The organism is Microbacterium elymi, assembly GCF_021582895.2.
Classification (GTDB): Bacteria; Actinomycetota; Actinomycetes; order Actinomycetales; family Microbacteriaceae; genus Microbacterium; species Microbacterium humicola.
In genome coordinates this window covers 1957561-1976091 of record NZ_CP091139.2, presented here as the reverse complement: position 1 = coordinate 1976091, position 18531 = coordinate 1957561, and the positions used below count along the sequence as shown (strand labels likewise).

Genomic DNA, 18531 nt, shown 5'->3' with positions numbered 1-18531 from the left:
AACGGAATCTCCCATGGATGAGAACCTGACGAAGACGTCATGGTCATCGGCTCGACAGCACCGCGAGGGAGAGGCGGCGGTGAACGACGTCGTCGTGATCGGCAGCGGACCCGCGGGGCTCACGACGGCTCTTCTGCTCGCCCGCCACGGCCTGCGGGTCACCGTCGTGACCCGGGAGACCTGGGTGGCCGATTCGCCGCGCGCGCACATCACCAACCAGCGCACGATGGAGGTGATCCGCCAGCTCGGGCTGGAGGATGCGGTGAGGGCACAGGCGTCTGGCCGCGGAACGATGGCCAGCCAGGTCGTCGCGACGGCGTTCACCGGGATGGAGCTCGGGCGCGCGTGGTCGTGGGGCAACAATCCCGGCCGGCAGGGCGAGTACCTGACGGCGAGCCCGACCGAGGGCTGCGACATCCCGCAGAACAGGCTCGAGCCTCTGCTGCTCGGCGAGGCCGCGCGGCGCGGGGTGCGGGTGCGCTTCCAGACGTCGTTCACGGGTCTGGATCAGGATGCCCAGGGTGTCACCGTGCACGTCGTGGACGGCGTCACCGGCCGAGCTGAATCCCTCCGGGCGCTCTACGCCGTCGGCGCCGATGGCGGCCAGAGTCCGGTCGCTGCGGCCCTCGGCATCCCGTTCGAGGGGGATGCAGGGATCGCGGGCGCGATGAACATCAGCTTCACCGCCGACCTGTCGGCGTATGTGGCTCATCGCCCCGGCTCGCTGTACGAGATCTTCCAGAACCGGCCCGAGGGGCCGACGCGGGCGATGATCCGCATGGTCAAGCCGTGGCACGAGTGGTCGGCATCACTCGTGTATCTCGGCGAGCGCAACTCCCGGCTGACCGCCGATGAGGCCGCCCACGAGATCCGGCAGGCGATCGGCGACGACGACGTCGATGTCACGATCACCGGCCTGTACCCGTGGCGCATCAACCGGATCGTGGCCGAACGGTACGGCCACGGGCGGGTGTTCATCGCCGGCGACGCCGCCCACCGGCATCCGCCGACGAACGGGCTGGGGATGAACACGTGCATCCAGGACGCGTTCAATCTGGCCTGGAAGCTCGCGTTCGTCGTCAAGGGCCTGGCCGGCCCGCGCCTGCTCGACACCTACACCGCCGAGCGGCAGCCGATCGGACAGCAGGTCGTGAACCGGGCGGTGGACAGCTGGGCACTCGGCGCCGATCTGCTGCCGGCCATGGGCCTGGATCCGACGCTGCCGTTCGAGGAGCGTGAGGCGCAGTTCGCCGAGCTCGGCGCGGCCAGCGATGCGGGCGAGCGGCGCCGGGCCGAGGTGCGCCGGGTCATCGCGGAGGAGTCGTACATCTTCGAGGCGCACGGCGTCGAGATGAACCAGGTGTACCGGTCGACGGCGGTGATCGACGATGGCACCGAGCCCGTGTACGAGCGGGATGCCGAGCTGTACATCCAGCCGACCAGCCACCCCGGGGCCCGTATTCCGCACGCGTGGGTCGGGGACGCGACTCGGACGATCTCGACCCTCGACGCCGTGGGCGGCGAGCGCCTCACGCTCGTGGTGCGCGACCGCGGGCAGGCGTGGGTGGATGCCGCGGCTCGGGTCGCCGCCGAGCTCGGCATCGAGCTGGCCACGATAATGATCGCCCAGCGCGGCGACGTGCAGGATCTGTACGGCGACTTCGGGCGGCGCAACGGCGTCGGCGAGGCCGGATGCCTGCTCGTGCGCCCCGATCAGCACATCGCCCTGCGCCAGGTCGACGCCGCCGACGACCCCGACACGGCGCTGTGCGAGGCTCTGGTGCGGATCCTCGATCGACAGGATGCCGGTGCCACCGAACGCGACCGCGACCACGGGGACGTCTGAGTCGGTGCCGCGCCCGGCACGCCACACGTCGCAGCACGCCATGGGCCGGCACCGGGCGCGCAGCACCGGGCGCCACGCGTGCGGCAGTCTCCTATGCGGCCGCTCGGCGCCAGGCACTGGGCGTCTCGCCGAATGCAGCGCGGAACGACCGGGTGAAGTGCGAGTGGTTTGCGAAGCCGTGCGCGAGCGCGATCTGCAGGATGTCGGCATCCGCCCATCCCGGGTCGACGAGCGCCTGCCGGGCCAGCTCCAGCCGACGCTCGCGGATCCACCCGGTCACCGACATGTCCCGCTCATGGAACAGCGCCTGCAGGTACCGCGGCGAGATGTCCACGGCCTCGGCGATCGTCGTCACCCGCAGCGGATCGGCGTTCGCACCCGGCGCCGTCCCGGTCAGGTGCGCGGAGATGTACGCGGTCGCCCGCCGGAACGCCGGCTCGGTCGGCTCGATCACGTCGGCGGCGGCGAGCTGCTCGGCGAGCATCGTCGAGAACACGCCGACCACGTCGTGCAGGATGCCCGAGCCCGACGATCCGGCCAGCAGTGCCGCGTCGTCCAGCACGTCGCGCGCGAAGCGCACCGCGATCCGCGCATACCCGCGGTCGGCGGGGAACGGGCGCCCGAGCACGGGACGCAGAGCCGCCGGGGCGAGGGGCAGGGCCGCACGCGGGGCGCGCAGCATCATCAGCCGGAACGGCCCGTCGAACTCCCACCCGTACGACACCGTCGGGTCGCCGTAGCTGACCATCCCGGGCTCCAGACGCACGGGCGGGTGCCCGTCGGCCGGGGTCAGGACGCTGGTGCCCGACAGCTGCACGACGACGATGTGCCGGGTGGCGGCCGTGCGCGCCACCTCGGCCGGGGTCCGCGCGACGCTCAGGTGGACGGCATCCACATCGAGCAGATCGAGCTCGGTGCGGTCCACGCGCCCGCGGACGAGCCGCCCGTCGACGCCGACCCACTCCTGCGGCGGACGGCGGCGCCCGTCGGCACCGGCGAACCGTCCCCAGCCGTCCAGCGCCGCGCCGAGGTCCCGCGCGGCGACGCACCGTCGTTCCGCCCGCGGCGAGCGACGCGACACGAGGGCCATCTCACACCGTGAATGGCGGCACGAGCCGGGACGGATGCTGCGCGTCGCGGTAGATCGTGTGGGTGACCGGGCGGCCCACCGGCAGGTGGAACGCGTCGGGCGGCAGCAGCGCGTTGTGCTCGTCGCTCAGCGGCTCGTCGCACGACAGTTCGGCCACCAGCCGGTGCCCGGGCAGGATCGTCGCGGCGAACGGGTAGATCCGCAGCACGTACTCGGTGATCTCGCCCGGCACCACCGGCACCTTGCGGGTGTGCGGGTGCACCGGGCTGCCCTCGGCCGACCGGTCGGGGTCGAGCTCGCGCTTGCGACGCCTTCAGGTACGCGGTGGTCAGCAGCTGCCGCGTGCCGCCGGGCGCGGCATCCCACAGTCGCAGGATGAAGTTCGTGTCGTCCTGGTCGATCGCGGCGTACAGGTGGAACGCACCGGTGCCGATCAGCTCGGCCGGCTGCTCGAACGCGGCGGTCGACCACGACAGCACCTCGACGGTGTCGGTCACCGTCAGCGGCGCCTGGAAGAACCCGTCGGGCGCGGCCGCCTCGGGCCCGAAGACCTCGGGCTCGGCCGACAGGGCCCGACGCGTGCGCAGATACAGCGGCCGGTGCTCGACCGGCTTCGGCGGCCACTGGTCGGCTGTGACGACCTCGCGCGACCCCTCGACGAACACCTCGACGGCCGGCTCGTGCTCGACGCCGTTGGAGATGCCCTTCAGCCACCGGTCGTACCAGCGGAACATCTTGTCGTGCTCCTCGATCCACGGCCGCGACTGCATCGGCGGGTACGACCCGATCGAGAGCCGCTTGTGGGGGCCGGGCAGCGCCTGGAACAGCTCGATCGTGCCGTCCAGGGTCCAGCCGCGGCCCTGGTCGAGCTCGAGCCACACCGGGATGTCGATGTTCGGTGCGACCGTGATGGGGTTGCGCTCCTCGTACCAGGGGCCGTCCAGGTCGTTGGTGACGATGTCGAACCACGCCTCGTGGTGCACCGGGTAGTGCAGCGTATGCACGAGATTCGGCCACGCCTGGATGTCGGGGTCGGCCAGCCGCTCGGCCACGCGGCGCTCGACCTCGCCCGGATCGACGTTCTGCAGCATCCGGCTCTTGATCCGGTCGGTGAACGCCCAGCCCGAGTCGCCGCCCCGACCCTCGCGCGCGGCGCGCGGCATGAACCACATGATGCCGCCGTGGTACGTCGTCTCGTAGAAGTCGTAGTGCCCGCCCGAGACGAAGATCGCCTTCAGATGCGGAGGGCGCTCGGCGGCGGCCAGCACCTGCATCGACCCGAAGTACGAGATGCCGATCATGCCGACGTTGCCGTCGCACCACGGCTGCGCGGCGACCCACTCGATGACGTCGTACGCGTCCTGCCCGAGCGAGACGCCGCCCGCGTTGTAGTTGCCGATGTGCTCGCCGCCGGATCCGCCCGATCCGCGCAGGTCGCCGATCACATGCACGTACCCTTCGCCGACGACCCGGGCGATGTCGCCGGCCTCGATGCAGCCGTCCCACATCGGCGAGGGCCGCCGCTGCGGCGGCATCGTGAGCGCGAGCGCCTGCAGCTCTTTGCCGTACGGGCTGAGGGCGATCAGCGCCGGACGGGCCTTCTCGTCCGGCGCGTGGTAGGCGTCGGCGACGAGCGTGACGCCGTCGCGCATCGGGATCTCGAGGTTCTTGCGCACCGCGATGGTCTGGGTGCCGGTTGTCACGGTTTTGATCATGATCGTGCTCCTGGGGAGTGCGTCGCGTAGCCGCGCATCGTGGTGAAGAAGGGGGACGGCTCGAGCATCGGGTCGCCGGTGTAGCCGAGGGATGCCGCGACCCCGGCGTACGGCGAGTACACCGAATCGTCCGGCCGAGGCGGGTGCGCCGCCACGGCCGCCCGGATGCGGGCTTCCTCGGCCAGGCTGCCGGCGAGCGCCTCCTCGGCGTCGACGGCGTCGAGCGCAACCGGGAACGGCGAGCCGTCGGCCCGGCGGTAGGGATGCCCGAGGTACAGGTGCGCGGGATGCAGAGCCTGCAGGCGCTGAAGGCTGGACCGATACGCGTCGGGGTCTTCGTATCCGGGGAATCCGCTGGCCGCGCCGTAGGCCTGGACCGCGTCGCCGGCGAACACGTGTCCGTCGACCGCGTAGGCCACCCCGCCCGCGGTGTGCCCGGGGACGGCGTGCACGTCGACCGTCACGCCGCCGAGGTCGAGCCGGTCGCCGTCGTCGACCACGCGGGTCGGCTCCAGCTCGCCCGAGATCGCCGCGGCCGCTTCGGCGGTCTTGGCGGCTTCGAGCCCGGGCACGCGGTCGCCGCGCAGGGCGAGCGCCTCGTCGACGTGCGCGCGGCGCGTGCGCAGGAACGGGGCGTCTCGCCGTCCGATCACGACCTGCGCCTTGCGGCCGGTCGCCTCCCACAGCGCGAACGCACCGCCGACGTGGTCGATGTGCCCGTGCGTGAGCAGGATCCATCGGATGTCGCGGGTGCGGCGGCCCAGCCCCTCGAGCGCGGCGGGCACCCCGGCGGCCGATGCGGTCACGCCGGTGTCGACGAGGGCCGGCTCGGGCGCGTCGATCAGGAAGCTGTAGAGGTGGAACCGCCCCCACGGCGCGGCGATCGGGTGGACGGCGACGGTCATGGCGCCCCCAGGAACGCGGCCACCCGGTCGATGGTCCGTCGGCTCTCGTCGATGGCCGGGAAGTTCTGCACGAACCCGTGGTTGACCCCCGGCATCCGCACCACCGTCGCATCGACGCCCGCCCCGCGCAGGCGCTGCCCGTACCGCTCGCCTTCGTCGCGCAGCGGATCGTACTCGGCGGTGACGATGAGGGCGGGCGGCAGCCCGGCCAGGTCGACCCGCTTGATCGGCGACACGAGCGGGTCATCGGGGTCGGCGCCGCTGCGCAGGTAGAAGGCGTTGAACGGGGCCAGGCCGGCGTACTCGAGCCCGTAGCCGGTGGCGTTCTCGACCAGCGACGGGTAGCGGCTCTGGTCGAAGTCGAGGTCGAGCGACGGGTACAGCAGCACCTGGTGGGTGATGCGGTCGAACCCCTCGTCGTGCAGCCGCGCGGCGACGGCGGCGGCGAACGTGCCGCCCGAGCTGTCGCCGGCCACCGCCCGCACCGGGCCGGGGAACCGGTCGGCTGCCCACCGCACGACGCCGGTCGCGTCGTCGAGCCCCGCGGGGAACGGGTGCTCGGGCGCGAGCCGGTAGCCGGCCGAGACGACGGTGAGCCCGGTCGCCGCCGCGAGCGCGCGGGCGATGTGGTCGTGCGTATCGAGACTGCCGAGGAAGAACGCTCCGCCGTGCAGGTAGACCAGGATGCCGCGGTCGCCGTCGCCGTCGCGGTAGATGCGCACCGGCACGTCGCCGTGCACGGTGTGCGCGATCTCGTCGTCCACCCGCGCCACGACCGGGCGCTCGGCCACCGGTGCCAGGTGCGCCTCGTCGGCTGCGCGCAGCGCGACGGGGTCGATCGGTCCGGGCGACGGCGTCGGCAGCGACGCGAGGACCTGCGCGATCACGGGGTTCAGCGGCATCCGTCAGCCCTTCGCCGTCGCCGCGAGGTCGCCGGGCTTCTGCCCGGGGAACACGGTCTGGATCTCGTCTTCGCTCCAGCCCTCGCGCGACACCTTCTGCAGCCCGTCGGTGATCGGCTTGCGCGCCGCCTGGTACTGCGCCAGCGCCGCGGCGACCGAGTCGGCGCCGGCCAGGGCCTCGGCCAGCACCTGCGCATCGAGGATGGCCGAGTTCGCACCCTGTCCCTGGTGGTGGCACATGGCGTGGGCGGCGTCGCCGACCAGCGCGACGGCCTCGGAGTGCCACACCTCGATCGGGTCGATGTCGTATACGGCGCGGACGTTGACGATGCCCATGTCGAGGTCGCGGGTGGTCTGCACGATCGCGTCCTCGAAGCCGGCGACGGTGGCGAGCATCGCCTGCTTTCCGTCGCGCGGGTTCGGCGTCGGGTCGGGGTTCAGTGCGGTGATGTCGAACGAGATCTGGCCGCGGTGCTCGAGCGGCAGCGAGTAGATCTTCGTGCCGTGGCCCAGGTACATGCGCAGCTTGTCGTCGAACGGCAGACCGTGCGCGTCGGCGATGTCGATCACGGCCCGGTAGGCGTGCTCCCCCGCGTAGATCGGCGGGCGATCGTCGAACAGCTGCTCGCGCACGAGCGAGCGGATGCCGTCGGCCCCGATCACGAGATCGGCGGTCACCGTCTTGCCGTTCGCGAACTCCAGCACGGGCCGAGTGCCGGTGTCGTCGATGCGGGTGAGCGTGTGCGAGGTGTGCACCATCCCGTCGGGCAGCTCGCCGATCAGGGCGTCGATGAAGTCGCCGCGGTGGACGAACCGGGTGGTCAGGCCGAAGACGTCCTTCTCGGGCCACTCCTCCTCGGCGATGCGCTGCCCGGTCGCGGTGAGGATCTCGAAGCTCTCGCTCGGGCTGGTCACCCGTTCGATCGCGTCGAGCATGCCCCAGGAGCGGAATGCGGCCAGCGACGACGGCCGGAGCCCGATGCCGGCGCCGACCTCGCGGATCTCGCGCGCCTTCTCGTAGACGTTCACCGTCGCGCCGAGCCGGCTGAGGGCCTTGGCGGTGGCGGCCCCGGCGTAGCCGGCGCCGACGATGGCGATGTCGAGATTCTTCAGGTCCATGACGCGTCCTTGTCGTTCTGGGGTCGTTCTGGGGTCGTTCGGGGTCGTTCGGGGTCGTTCGGTGTTCGGGTGTCAGCGGTCGATCGCGAGGAAGCCGGCGGGGTTCGTCACGAAGATCCGGTGGATGGTGTCGTCGTCGATGTCGGCGGCGTGCAGGGCCGGGATGAGCTGTTCGAACAGGTAGTTGACGGTATGGCCCTTCACGCCGGGCCAGCCCAGCGGGCTGCAGTTGGCGTCGGCCGAGGCCAGCAGCCGGTCGACGTGCCCGGCCCGCACCAGGCCGAGGAAGTGCGCGAGCCGCTCGTCGCGGTGGCGTCCCCAGAACGGCGGGTCGGGCAGTTCGAGGTCGTACCCGAACGTGTCGAAGCCCAGCCGCCCGCCCGCGGCGAGGATCGCCTCCTGGTTCACCCTGCCCTGGCTGACGCCGTCGTCGGCGTGGCCGAACAGCACGCGGTCCAGCGCGAGCCCCTCCTCGGCGAAGATCGCCAGCGCGGGCTCGACGTCGACGGCGAGGTGCGTGAAGACCGGCACCCCGGTCTGCAGCGCGGCGCGCGCGGCGGCGCGGTAGATGCGCAGGTCGAGCTCCTTCATCCGGAACCCGCGGCTCACGCCGACCTTGATGATCCCCGCCGCAAGCCCCGGTGCCTTGGATGCCGACCGTGATCTCGTGCACGAACTGGCGGTAGAGGTAGTCGACGCTCGCGTCGGCGAAGAACTTCAGCGCGGTGTCGCCGCCGACGAAGCCGGTGCACGCGACGATGTGCACACCGGTCTTCTCAGACAGCGACTGGTAATAGGGCACGTCCCGGCCGTTGCAGATTCCGGTCGCGTCGACGAACGTGCCGCCGCCGTTCTCATGGAACGCGCGCAGCTTCGGGACGGTCTCGTCGTAGCGCTGTTCGGGGCTCTTCCACCACTGGGGGTCCAGCTCTGACCCCGGCATCCCGTACCCGATGTGCTCGTGCACGGCGACGAAGCCGAGCTCCTCGGGGGCGACGGGGCCGAGGACGGTGTTCACGTGCGCCATGTCAGTGCTCCTTCACAGCCAGGAGGGCGGCCGGATTGTCGACGAGCAGGCGATGGATGTCGTCATCCGGCACGCCGGCATCCCGCAGCATCGGCACGAAGACCTCGAGCACGTGCGCGTACTCCGGCGCGGTGTCGGCGTCGGCATCCGGGTGCCCCTTCGCCACGCCGATCGCACTCGACGAGAGGATGATGCGGTCGCCGTGGCCCGCGGAGATGAGCTCGGCGACCAGCTGTGCGCGCTCGAGGTCGGTCGGCAGGTCGGCGCCGAGGTGTCCGATGTGGTCGATGCCGACGTACGCGCCCGCTTCGGCGACGGCGATCGGGGCGCCGGTGGCGAGGGCGTCGGGCCGGTCGAGCCCGCCGACGACCACGCGGTCGACGGGCAGGCCGGCATCGCGCACGACCTCGAGATCGTGCACGGCGTCGGCGCCGTACCGGACCGACAGCGCCGTCCCGGTCACGACGGCCGCCCGCGCGGCCCCGCGGGTCTGGCTCTCGTCGGTCGGCGTCATCCCGGCCGGCGTCACGCCGATCGCGATGAGGCCGGCGTGGCCGCGGCGCTCGACGCGCGGGACGACCATGCCCTCGGTGATCTCGCGCGCGTACAGTTCGGCGAACCGCTCGGCCGGCCACGGTGTGGGCGGGTTGGTCTGCGGGGTGAGGAAATAGCCGCCCAGTTCGTCTTCGGGCCCCTGTCCGGTCGAGGCCACGATGTGCACGCCGGTCGCCCGGGACAGCGCCTCGTAGAGCGGCAGGTCGCGCCCGTGGAACATCCCGGTGGCGTCGACGACCGTGCCTCCCCCGGCGGCGGCGAAGGCGCGCAGCTTCACGGCGAGGGCGGCGAAGATCTCGGACCGGTCGAACGGGATGTCGTACGCGTACTGCGCTCCGGGGACCACCGACAGCAGCGCTTCGTGCGTCGCGACGACGCCGAGCTGGTCGGCGGGGATGTCGCCGAGGACGGTGTGGACTGTGCCGCTCACAGGGTTCCTCTCCATCGAGTCGGGTGATCCGGCGGGATCGCTCTCCAGCTTCGCACTCACTTTACAGCTTGTCAAGTGAGTGACCACAGTGACCGGCGACCCCGCCGAGCAGAGTTAGGCTCGGATTCATGGCGAACCTACGGCAGCTGCAGAAGGAGACGACTCGCAGGCGGCTGCTCGAGGTCGCGCTGGACCTCTTCGTCTCACGTGGCTACGTCGCCACGACGATCGACGACATCGCATCGGCCGCCGGCACGACTCGAGTCACGTTCTATGCGCATTTCGAGTCGCGGCAGGATCTCATGCGCGCGCTGATCGCCGAGCTGAACGAGATCCTCGACCGGCACGCGCGCGCCGGCACCGGGGGATCCACAGCCAGTCCGCTCGTCGAGGCGGTGCAGATCGGCTCGCGTGAGCTGCTCACCGAGTGGCTGCGCAATCAGGCCGTGCGATGGCCGCGCATCCGCCCGTACATCCTGTCGGCCACCGAGGCCTCAGCCGTGGACCCCGACATCCGCGGCCTGTTCTCCGGATGGGTCGAAGAGGTCGTGGCCGATGTCGTCGAGGGGCTGGATGCGGCGGGCAGGTTCGATCCCGCGAGTCGGCACTTCCGCGGCGAGCTCGCGTTCGCGAACCTCGATCAGACGGCGCTGTACTGGATGCGCACCGGCGGCTTCGAGCCGGGCTCAGGTACGGAGTTCGACGTGCTCGCCGAGACCTGGTGGCACCTCGTCGGTGACGGCGGCTCACGCTGACCGCTCCCGCTCCGTCCCAGGTCCCTGAGCGAGGAGCGCAGCGACGAGACGAAGGGCCGGTACCCGCAGAACACGCGGTACCGGCCCCTTCGCCTCGCTCGGTGACCTATCGGGTCACGAGGTGAGCGAGTCGACGTAGTCCTGGTTCTCGGACATCCACTTCTTGACGATGCCCGGGTACTCGCTCTGCTTGTGATCCTCGCGGAACATCGCATTCTCGAGCGAGAACAGCAGGTCGGAGTCCATCTTGAACCCCTTGAACCAGCCGTTGACGTCGGCGAAGTCATCCGCGAACCCGGTGCGGGTCACGGTGTGGATCGACTCGGCGGCACCCAAGGCGCCCTTCGGGTCCTTCAGATCCTTCAGGTCGTAGGCGTCGTACGCCCAGTGCGGGCGCCACAGTGTCACGACGATGTCGTCACCGGCGTCCAACGACTTCTTCAGCTCGGCGAGCATGGCCGGGGTGGACGAGGTGAGGAAGTCCATCTTGTCCAGGCCGTACTCGGGGATGACCTTCTTCTCCATCGCCTCGGTCAGGCCGGCACCCGGCTCGATGCCGACGATGCGGTTGCCGAACTTATCGGCGTTCGCCGCCAGCTGGTCGATCGAGTCGATCGGCGCGTCCGCGTTCACGGCGAGCGTGAGCTTGGCGTCGTCGTTCCACGAGCCGACGTCCACGAGGTCGTCGCCGTACTTCTCGAAGTAGGTCTTGTGCGTGGTCGGCAGCCAGCCGTCGAAGGCCACGTCGTAGTCGCCCCCGGCGAGCCCGGCGAAGACGGGTCCGGCGTCGGCGTACTCGAGGTCGACGGTGTAGCCCTGGTCCTGCAGGACCTGCTGCCACAGGTACGAGGCGGCCTCGCCCTCGGGCCAGCCGTTGAACACGCCGACCGTGATGGTGCCCTTGTCGGCGGAGCCGCCGTCGCTGTCGCCGCCGGTCGAGCTGGAGCAGCCGACCAGCGCGATGCTGGCCACGGCGCCCATGGCGAGGGCGCCGAGCAGTGTGCGCTTCTTCATGTGATTCCTTTCCTCCCGTGTGCTGTCACGGGTGTTGGGGAGGCCCGCGGAGTATCCGCGGGCACGACGGCGCGCGGGCGCGCCGGGTCTGGGATGGGTGTCAGGCCGCGTTCATGCCGGCGGGCACGGATGCCGCGGCCGGCGCCTCGTCGGTAGTGATCGCGGCGGACGTGCGGCGGGGGCGCTTGGCCGCGCCGAGTGCACCCGTGATGCGATCGAGGATCATCGCGATGATGACCACCGACAGTCCGGCCTCGAAGCCGAGCGAGATGTCGGTGCGGCTCAGCGCCTGGATGATGTCCTTGCCGAGGCCGGGGGCGCCGACCATGCTGGCGATCACCGCCATCGACAGGGCGAGCATGATCACCTGGTTGACGCCGGCCATGATCGACGGCATCGCCAGCGGCAAGCTGGATCTGACGCAGGATCCGGCCCGGTGTCGCACCGAACGCGTTGCCGGCCTCGACCACTTCCTTGTCCACCCCGCGGATGCCGAGCTCGGTCAGGCGCACACCCGGTGCGACGGCGAAGAGGATCGTGGCGACCATTCCCGGCACTACGCCGATGCCGAACAGGAAGATCGCCGGGATCAGATAGACGAAGGCGGGCATCGTCTGCAGGAAGTCCAGGATCGGTCGCACGATTGTCGAGACGGTCTGCGAGCGCGCCGCCCAGATGCCGACCGGGATCGCGATGGCGACCGCGATGATCACGGCGACCAGGGTGAGCGCGAGGGTGTCCATCGCGTTGTCCCACTGGCCGACCACGACGATCAGCAGCAGGCCGATGATCGAGCCGACGGCGAGCTTCCAGCCCTTGACGAGCCAGGCGATGGCGGCGACCACGATGATGATCACCCAGAACGGGGGTGCGCCGAACAGCCAGTCGGCAGCGTCGTAGAGCGCGTTGAAGATCGCGGAGATGACGTCGAAGAGTCCTCCGAGGGTGTCGATCACCCAGTTGATGGCGGATTCGACCCAGTCGCCGAGCGGAATGCGGAACGCGTCCATCAGCGCTCACCCCCTCTGCCGTCGCCAGGTCCGGCGTGGCATCGGCGGGGCCGGCTGCCGCGGCGAAGGCTCCGGGGGCGAGCTCGGTCAGCTCGGTCGCGAGCGAGAACGCCGTGCTGGGCACGATGTCGATCGCCTGGGTGGTCGGCGGCACGTTGCCGAGCGCGGCCAGCAGGGTGATGCGGGGCACCACTCCCAGCAGACGCCCGCTCTCGTTCACGACGGGCAGCGGCACGGGCTGCCGACCGAGTCCTCGACGATGTCGGTGAGCAGGTCGTCCGGTCCGACCCGGGTGACGGTCTGGTCGGCGATCGTGCGCAGATCGGTGGTCCCGGCCTTCACAGCCCGGATCACGGTGCGGTCGGTGACCACGCCCAGCAGGTGCCGGTTCTCGACGACGAAGACCTCGTCCACCTGCTCCTCGCGCATGACGCGCAGGGCGCCGCGGATCCCGGCCGAGACCGGCACCGCCAGCGGACGCTCCATCACGGCGCTCGCGGTGAGCACGCGCGCCCGGTCGACGTCCTGCACGAACTGGGCGACGTAGTCGTTGGCGGGGTCGGTGAGGATCTCCTCCGGCGTCCCGTTCTGCACGATGCGCCCGTCGCGCATCACGGCGATGCGATCGCCGAGGAACATGGCCTCGTTCAGGTCGTGCGTGATGAAGATGATGGTGCGGCCGAGCTCCTGCTCGAGCTCGACCAGCTGCTCCTGCATCTCGCGCCGGATCAGCGGGTCCAGCGCCGAGAAGGCCTCGTCCATCAGGAGGATGTCGGTGCCGGCGGTGAGCGCGCGGGCCAGGCCGACGCGCTGGCGCATGCCGCCGGACAGCTCGTCCGGCATCGCGTCGACGCGGTCGCCGAGGCCCACCTTGCCGAGGATCTCGCGCGCACGCTCGCGTCGCTCCGCCTTGCCGACGCCCTGGATCTCCAGCGCATACGCGGCATTGTCGAGCACGCTCAGATGCGGCAGCAGGGCGAAGTGCTGGAACACCATGGACATCGACCGGCGGCGGATGTCGCGCAAGCTCGGCGGGATTGGCGTTCGTCACGTCGGCGCCCTGCACGAGCACCTGGCCGTCGGTGGGCTCGAGCAGCCCGTTGAGCATGCGGATGATCGTCGACTTGCCCGAACCGGACAGGCCCATGATCACGAAGATCTCTCCGGGCTGGACGGTGAAGCTGGCGTCGATCACGGCGGCGGTGCCGGCATCCTGCACGTCGGCGCGGGATTGTCCGGCCTTGAGTCTGCGGACGGCGTCCTTCGGATTGCGTCCGAAGACTTTGAAGAGGCTCTTCGCCTCGACTGCTGGTGGGATGGTCACGTTGCTTGGCCTCGGGCAGCCGATGGAACAGGCTGCTTTTGGTTACGCCCGGGTGACGATCTTCTGCGCATCGCGGCACCGCACGAGCGGCTCCAGACGATACGCGTACCGGCGACACACATCGGGTCCGTCGCCAAGACCGCCGACCATACGCCCACGTGTGCGGCTCCCCAGGAGCAGACGACGCGGTCGCGGACTGGTCGTCAAGGGCACAAGGCCCATCTAACGACATTACGCCCGTCGATAGAAACCCGCAAACCGAGCCCGCTGTCGGACGACCCGGGCTTGACATGGCACGGCCCTACTGGTTACCTGGTCAAGTAACTAACCAAAGAACTTTGAGGAGCAACGTGGTCGATGACGGCAGAGCGCTCTTCCTGCAGATCGCGGAGAGCGTCGAAGGCTCGATCATCGACGGCGGCCTCGCCGAAGAGACGCAGGCGCCGTCCACCAATGAGCTGGCCGCGTTCTACCGGATCAACCCCGCCACCGCCGCGAAAGGAATCGGAATGCTCGTGGACAAGGGCGTGCTGTACAAGCGCCGTGGAATCGGGATGTTCGTCGCGCCCGGAGCGCGTGCGCGCCTCCTGGCCGAGCGACGCACCGCCTTCGCCGAGCGCTACGTCGATCCCCTCCTGATCGAGGCGCGCCGGCTCGAGCTCGGGCCGGACGAGTTGGCCGCACTCATCCGCGAGCGCACATCCGCGAGCGTCCAGCCCGCAGAAGGGAACACACCATGACATCGGTCATCGAGGTCGAAGGCCTCACCAAGCGCTACGGCGACACCCTCGCCGTGGACGACGTCAGCTTCACGATCGAGCAGGACACCATCTACGGCCTCCTGGGCCGCAACGGAGCCGGCAAGACCACGGTCATGTCGATCCTGACCGCGCAGAACTTCGCCACGCACGGCGAGGTGCGCGTGTTCGGCGAGCATCCGTACGAGAACGCTCACGTGCTCGAGCGGGTCTGCTTCGTCCGCGAGGGGCAGAAGTACCCCGACGACGCCCACGCCCGGCACGCATTCGCCACCGCGCGCCTCTTCTTCCCGCACTGGGATCAGGACCTGTGCGAACGGCTGATCGAGGACTTCCAGCTTGCCGCTGAACCGGCGGATCAAGAAGCTGTCCCGCGGCCAGCTGTCCGCGGTCGGGGTGATCATCGGACTGGCCTCGCGCGCCGAGATCACGTTCTTCGACGAGCCCTACCTCGGACTGGATGCCGTGGCCCGGCAGATCTTCTACGACCGACTGCTCGCCGACTATGCGGAATACCCGCGCACCATCATCCTGTCCAGCCACCTGATCGACGAGGTCTCGAACCTGATCGAGCGGGTGCTGGTCATCGACGCCGGGCGGATGGTGATGGATGAGTCGACCGACCAGCTTGCGCGATCGCGCGGCCACGATCGTGGGCGACGCGGCGTCGGTGGACGCATTCGTCGCCGATCACGAGGTGCTTGCATCGCGAGCGGCTCGGCCGCATCGCCTCGGTCACGATGCTCGGCCGGCTCGACGACGAGGACCGCCGCCGGCTGGCCGCCGACGGCCTGGACGTCACACCCGTCTCACTGCAACGCTGATCGTGCGCATGACCCAGCACGCGGCCGAATCCGGCCGCGCCACCACGGAAGGAGCAGTGCGATGACCACCATCGCCCAGCCCGTCACGGGCAGCGGCAACCGCATCGTCAAGGTCGTGCGGATGCAAGCTGATCAACCGCATGACCTACATCTGGATCCCGCTGATCATCATCGTCAGCATGGTGGTGATCACGCTCGCGATCTTCGCGATCGTGCGCAGCGCGGGTGGCGACGTGGCGATGTACGGCGGCGGTGCGCAGGCGCCGCTCTGGTACTTCGGAGTCGTCGGGATGCAGGCGCTGACCCTCACGTTCCCGTTCTCCCAGGCGATGAGCGTCACCCGGCGCGAGTTCTTCCTCGGCACGCTGCTGACCGCCGCGATCACGGCAGCGATCCTGTCGGCCGTGTTCGTGATCGGCGGTCTGCTGGAGCAGGCCACCCACGGCTGGGGCATGAACGGCTGGTTCTTCGCGCTGGATTGGGTGTGGGCGGGCGGTGTCGCGACTGCGGCGCTGTTCTACTTCATGGTGGCGATGCTCTTCTTCGTCGTCGGATTCACCGCCGCGACCGTGTACAAGCGGTTCGGCACGATCGGACTGACACTCGTGGGCATCGGCCTGGCCCTGCTCCTGGTGGTCGCACTGTGGATCGTCGGGCGGCTGAACGCGTGGGTCGCCGTCTTCAGCTGGTTCGCGTCGCTGGGCGCGATCGGCCTCACCATCTGGGGACTGCTGCTGGTCGCGGTGCTCGCCGTCGTCGCGTTCGCGCGCTGCGCCGGGCCGTCCCCTGACCGGTCAGCCCTCCTCGGCGGCCGCCTCGTGATGGCGGATGACCTCGGCCACGACGAACCCGAACCACTTCTGGGCGAACTCGGGGTCGAGGTCAGCCTCTTCGGCGAGGCGGCGCAAGCCGTCCGATCTGCTGCTCCTCCCGAGCCGGATCGGACGGGGGCATCCGATGCACCGCCTTGAGCCGGCCGACCTGCTTGGTGCATTTGAAGCGCTCGGCGAGCAGATAGATGAGTGCGGCGTCGATGTTGTCGATGCTGCCCGCAGTCGCCGGAGCGTGTCGATCGGGTCGGCGTTGCCGTCGTCGGTCATGGCGTCCTCCCTGCATCCGCCCGCACGCGAGCGCGCGAATTCGAGGGTATCGCGCGCACCGCTTCTGCCCGCGCCGCATGACGGCGCGCGGCATCCGTCCCCATTCCGGACCCACCCCGCCCATAGAGTGTCTGCATGACCGACGCCACCAGCGAGTCCGCCGCAGCATCGGATGCCGCGGCATCCGCCCCCGCACCGGCGACGACCGCGCCGAGCGGCTCGACCGGCGCCGCCGCCGACGCCGTCGCCGCGCAGTCCGGCGAGGCCCCGCCATCGCGCACGTTCTGGGCGAGCCTGAACCACCCGTTCGCCCTGGGCTTCTTCGTCACCCTGGGCGCCCTGGTCGCCCTCGTGCTCGGCCTGGCGGTCTCGAATCTGTCGACCGTGATCATCTACGTCGTGTTCGCCCTGTTCGCCGCCCTCGGCCTCGACCCGGTGGTGCGGTTCCTCGAGCGGCACGGCGTGACGCGCGCGTGGAGCATCGTCATCGTCTTCACCGGATTCGCGGTGATCCTGGTCGGCGTGCTGTGGCTGATCATCCCGACGGTGGTCCAGCAGATCAGCCAGTTCATCAGAGACATCCCGGCGCTCATCGCGAACTTCCAGAGCTCCGCCCTGTTCGCCTGGCTGCAGGACAACCTCGGCGACCAGGTCGGCGACATCCTCAAGCAGATCCAGGGCTTCCTGACCAACCCGTCGAACATCGCGGCCATCGGCGGCGGCGTGGTGAAGGTCGGCATCACCATCGGCACGACGATCTCGGGGCTGATCATCGTCCTGGTGCTCAGCCTGTACTTCCTCGCATCGCTGCCCGCCATGAAGGTCTCGTTCGCCCGGCTGACGCCCGCGCGCAACCGGCCGACGGTCACCTCGATCACCGAGCAGATCACCAGCTCGATCGGCGGCTACCTCGGCGGCATGGTGGTGCTGGCGTTCTTCAACTCGATCGTCGCGTTCCTGCTCTACACCTTCCTGGGGTTGCCGTTCCCGCTGCTGATGGCGGTGGTGGCCTTCTCGATCACCCTGATCCCGCTGGTCGGCTCGGTGCTGTTCTGGATCATCGGGTCGATGATCGCGCTGTTCTCCAGCCCCCTGGGTGCGCTGATCTTCGCCATCATCTACCTCATCTACATGCAGATCGAGGCGTACGTGCTGACCCCGCGCGTGATGAACAAGGCGGTGTCGGTGCCGGGCTCGCTCGTGGTCATCGGCGCGCTCGTGGGCGGCACCCTGCTGGGGCTGCTCGGGGCGCTCGTGGCCATTCCGGTCACCGCGTCGATCCTGCTCATCATCAAACAGGTGCTGATCCCCCGCCAGGACGCGAAGGTCTAGCGGGATCAGCGCGTCGGCAGCAGGCAGGTCGGCGACGGCACGGCGGTGCGGTACCGCACCCGGCCGGGCACGCCGGAGTGCGCGTCCAGCGTGAGCGAGGCGATCTCGTTCGAGCGCTGGCCCGCCGCCAGCAGCGTGTCGCGGAGCACGACGTGGTGCCGCGGCCAGTCCACGCCGGAGTCGACCAGCGCGATCGACTGCAGCTCGGACCCGTCGCCGCGCACGCGCAGCGTGGCGATGGTGTTCGAGCCGCGGATGCCGGCATAGAGGAACTCTCCGTCGCGGGATGCCGCCAGCTCGGCCGCCGTGTCGTCGTCGAGCAGGCCCGGGGCCAGCGGAGTGCCGCCGACCACGCGCCAGGTCGCCGATGCGTCCGGCGCGAGCACGAACACCTCGCGCGAGAGCTCGGTGATCACGTACAGGTGGCCGCTGGGGTGCCAGCGCATGTGCCGGGGACCGCGGCCGCGCGGCAGCACGACGGCGCCGGCGGGCCGCAGCCCGGTGGCTGCCGGGCGCCAGAACCGCACGAGGTCCAGACCCATGTCGGTCGTGGCCACGAGCCCGCCGGGCAGGAAGATGGCCTGGTGCGTGTGCGACGTGCGCCCCCGGCGTCCCCGTCCCTGTCCCCGTCCCCATCCCCGTCCCCGTCCCCGTCCCCGGCATCCTCGTCTCCGTCGCCACTCCCGCGAGGGTCGGAGGCGGGATGCCGCAGGTCGACCGCCCTGGCGAACAGCTGCGGGTCGGACTCGGCGAAGGGATCCGGCTCGGCATACGGGTCGACCGCCGCCTCGGCGATCACCGGCGCGGACGGCCGGCCGTCGACAT

Annotated in this window: 14 protein-coding genes and 5 pseudogenes; 5 read left to right on the top strand and 14 right to left on the bottom strand. The window is 70.2% G+C overall.

The features are described from left to right. Positions 1-13 precede the first annotated feature (13 nt). Positions 14-1846, top strand: a complete 1833-nt coding sequence (locus L2X98_RS10770; protein ID WP_259610900.1) for an FAD-dependent oxidoreductase — start codon at positions 14-16, stop codon at positions 1844-1846. 91 nt (positions 1847-1937) lie between these two features. On the opposite strand, the gene L2X98_RS10765 is transcribed toward L2X98_RS10770, so the two are convergent. The 8 genes and pseudogenes from L2X98_RS10765 to L2X98_RS10725 all read right to left on the bottom strand — a co-directional run bounded on the left by L2X98_RS10765 (position 1938) and on the right by L2X98_RS10725 (position 9589). Next, complete coding sequence (locus L2X98_RS10765) at positions 1938-2771, bottom strand: helix-turn-helix transcriptional regulator (protein ID WP_259610899.1); 834 nt, start codon at positions 2769-2771, stop codon at positions 1938-1940. Next, positions 2723-4639 (bottom strand): CocE/NonD family hydrolase, encoded by a 1917-nt coding sequence (locus tag L2X98_RS10755; protein WP_435526189.1) that lies wholly within the window; start codon positions 4637-4639, stop codon positions 2723-2725. Before L2X98_RS10755 ends, L2X98_RS10765 begins: the two co-directional genes overlap by 49 nt. Positions 4640-4647: 8 nt before the next feature. Continuing rightward, positions 4648-5556: an MBL fold metallo-hydrolase gene (locus L2X98_RS10750; RefSeq protein WP_259610898.1), complete on the bottom strand. Its 909-nt coding sequence runs from the start codon at positions 5554-5556 to the stop codon at positions 4648-4650. After that, complete coding sequence (locus L2X98_RS10745) at positions 5553-6458, bottom strand: alpha/beta hydrolase (RefSeq protein ID WP_259610897.1); 906 nt, start codon at positions 6456-6458, stop codon at positions 5553-5555. Before L2X98_RS10745 ends, L2X98_RS10750 begins: the two co-directional genes overlap by 4 nt. 3 nt (positions 6459-6461) lie before the next feature. Continuing rightward, entirely contained in the window at positions 6462-7577 is a 1116-nt protein-coding gene (locus tag L2X98_RS10740) for an FAD-dependent monooxygenase (RefSeq protein WP_259610896.1), read from the bottom strand. A gap of 72 nt (positions 7578-7649) precedes the next feature. Further along, complete coding sequence (locus tag L2X98_RS10735) at positions 7650-8186, bottom strand: phosphotriesterase family protein (RefSeq protein ID WP_259610895.1); 537 nt, start codon at positions 8184-8186, stop codon at positions 7650-7652. A 91-nt stretch (positions 8187-8277) separates the two neighbouring features. Next, positions 8278-8604: pseudogene (locus L2X98_RS10730) on the bottom strand (phosphotriesterase family protein); the annotation flags it as partial. A 1-nt stretch (position 8605) separates the two neighbouring features. Beyond that, the gene (locus L2X98_RS10725) at positions 8606-9589 is read right to left on the bottom strand and encodes a phosphotriesterase family protein (protein WP_259610894.1); all 984 of its coding nucleotides are present in this window, start codon (positions 9587-9589) and stop codon (positions 8606-8608) included. A 128-nt stretch (positions 9590-9717) separates the two neighbouring features. On the opposite strand from L2X98_RS10725, the gene L2X98_RS10720 reads away from it, so the two are divergent. Next, positions 9718-10344 (top strand): TetR/AcrR family transcriptional regulator, encoded by a 627-nt coding sequence (locus L2X98_RS10720; protein ID WP_259610893.1) that lies wholly within the window; start codon positions 9718-9720, stop codon positions 10342-10344. A 114-nt stretch (positions 10345-10458) separates the two neighbouring features. On the opposite strand, the gene L2X98_RS10715 is transcribed toward L2X98_RS10720, so the two are convergent. The 3 genes and pseudogenes from L2X98_RS10715 to L2X98_RS10705 form a co-directional block, all read right to left on the bottom strand. Continuing rightward, positions 10459-11358, bottom strand: a complete 900-nt coding sequence (locus tag L2X98_RS10715) for a glycine betaine ABC transporter substrate-binding protein (RefSeq protein ID WP_259610892.1) — start codon at positions 11356-11358, stop codon at positions 10459-10461. Between the two features lie 100 nt (positions 11359-11458). Next, a pseudogene (locus tag L2X98_RS10710) lies at positions 11459-12368 on the bottom strand (ABC transporter permease). A gap of 124 nt (positions 12369-12492) precedes the next feature. Beyond that, positions 12493-13692, bottom strand: a pseudogene (locus L2X98_RS10705) (quaternary amine ABC transporter ATP-binding protein); the annotation flags it as partial. Between the two features lie 350 nt (positions 13693-14042). Between L2X98_RS10705 and L2X98_RS10700 the strand changes: the two are divergent. Together L2X98_RS10700 and L2X98_RS10695 are read left to right on the top strand one after the other, a co-directional pair. Beyond that, entirely contained in the window at positions 14043-14432 is a 390-nt protein-coding gene (locus L2X98_RS10700; protein ID WP_259610891.1) for a GntR family transcriptional regulator, read from the top strand. Then, positions 14429-15339 (top strand): annotated as a pseudogene (locus L2X98_RS10695) (ABC transporter ATP-binding protein). Before L2X98_RS10700 ends, L2X98_RS10695 begins: the two are co-directional and overlap by 4 nt. A gap of 80 nt (positions 15340-15419) precedes the next feature. Here L2X98_RS10695 and L2X98_RS10690 read toward each other — a convergent pair. Next, on the bottom strand, positions 15420-15728 hold the full coding sequence (locus L2X98_RS10690; protein WP_259610890.1) for a hypothetical protein: 309 nt from the start codon (positions 15726-15728) through the stop codon (positions 15420-15422). A gap of 340 nt (positions 15729-16068) precedes the next feature. Then, positions 16069-16374 (bottom strand): annotated as a pseudogene (locus L2X98_RS10685) (chorismate mutase). Between the two features lie 135 nt (positions 16375-16509). Here L2X98_RS10685 and L2X98_RS10680 point away from each other — a divergent pair. Further along, the gene (locus L2X98_RS10680; protein WP_259610889.1) at positions 16510-17706 is read left to right on the top strand and encodes an AI-2E family transporter; all 1197 of its coding nucleotides are present in this window, start codon (positions 16510-16512) and stop codon (positions 17704-17706) included. A 5-nt stretch (positions 17707-17711) separates the two neighbouring features. On the opposite strand, the gene L2X98_RS20950 is transcribed toward L2X98_RS10680, so the two are convergent. Continuing rightward, on the bottom strand, positions 17712-18278 hold the full coding sequence (locus L2X98_RS20950; RefSeq protein ID WP_354003041.1) for a lactonase family protein: 567 nt from the start codon (positions 18276-18278) through the stop codon (positions 17712-17714). Positions 18279-18531: the final 253 nt, after the last annotated feature.

What these genes read in the sequence shown, in the direction of transcription:
- L2X98_RS10720 (WP_259610893.1), top strand. Translation starts at nt 9,718, where the DNA reads ATGGCGAACCTACGGCAGCTGCAGAAGGAGACGACTCGCAGGCGGCTG.
- L2X98_RS10745 (WP_259610897.1), bottom strand. Translation starts at nt 6,458, where the DNA reads ATGCCGCTGAACCCCGTGATCGCGCAGGTCCTCGCGTCGCTGCCGACG.
- L2X98_RS10740 (WP_259610896.1), bottom strand. Translation starts at nt 7,577, where the DNA reads ATGGACCTGAAGAATCTCGACATCGCCATCGTCGGCGCCGGCTACGCC.
- L2X98_RS10680 (WP_259610889.1), top strand. Translation starts at nt 16,510, where the DNA reads ATGACCGACGCCACCAGCGAGTCCGCCGCAGCATCGGATGCCGCGGCA.
- L2X98_RS10690 (WP_259610890.1), bottom strand. Translation starts at nt 15,728, where the DNA reads ATGCCCCAGCCGTGGGTGGCCTGCTCCAGCAGACCGCCGATCACGAAC.
- L2X98_RS10715 (WP_259610892.1), bottom strand. Translation starts at nt 11,358, where the DNA reads ATGAAGAAGCGCACACTGCTCGGCGCCCTCGCCATGGGCGCCGTGGCC.
- L2X98_RS10770 (WP_259610900.1), top strand. Translation starts at nt 14, where the DNA reads ATGGATGAGAACCTGACGAAGACGTCATGGTCATCGGCTCGACAGCAC.
- L2X98_RS10750 (WP_259610898.1), bottom strand. Translation starts at nt 5,556, where the DNA reads ATGACCGTCGCCGTCCACCCGATCGCCGCGCCGTGGGGGCGGTTCCAC.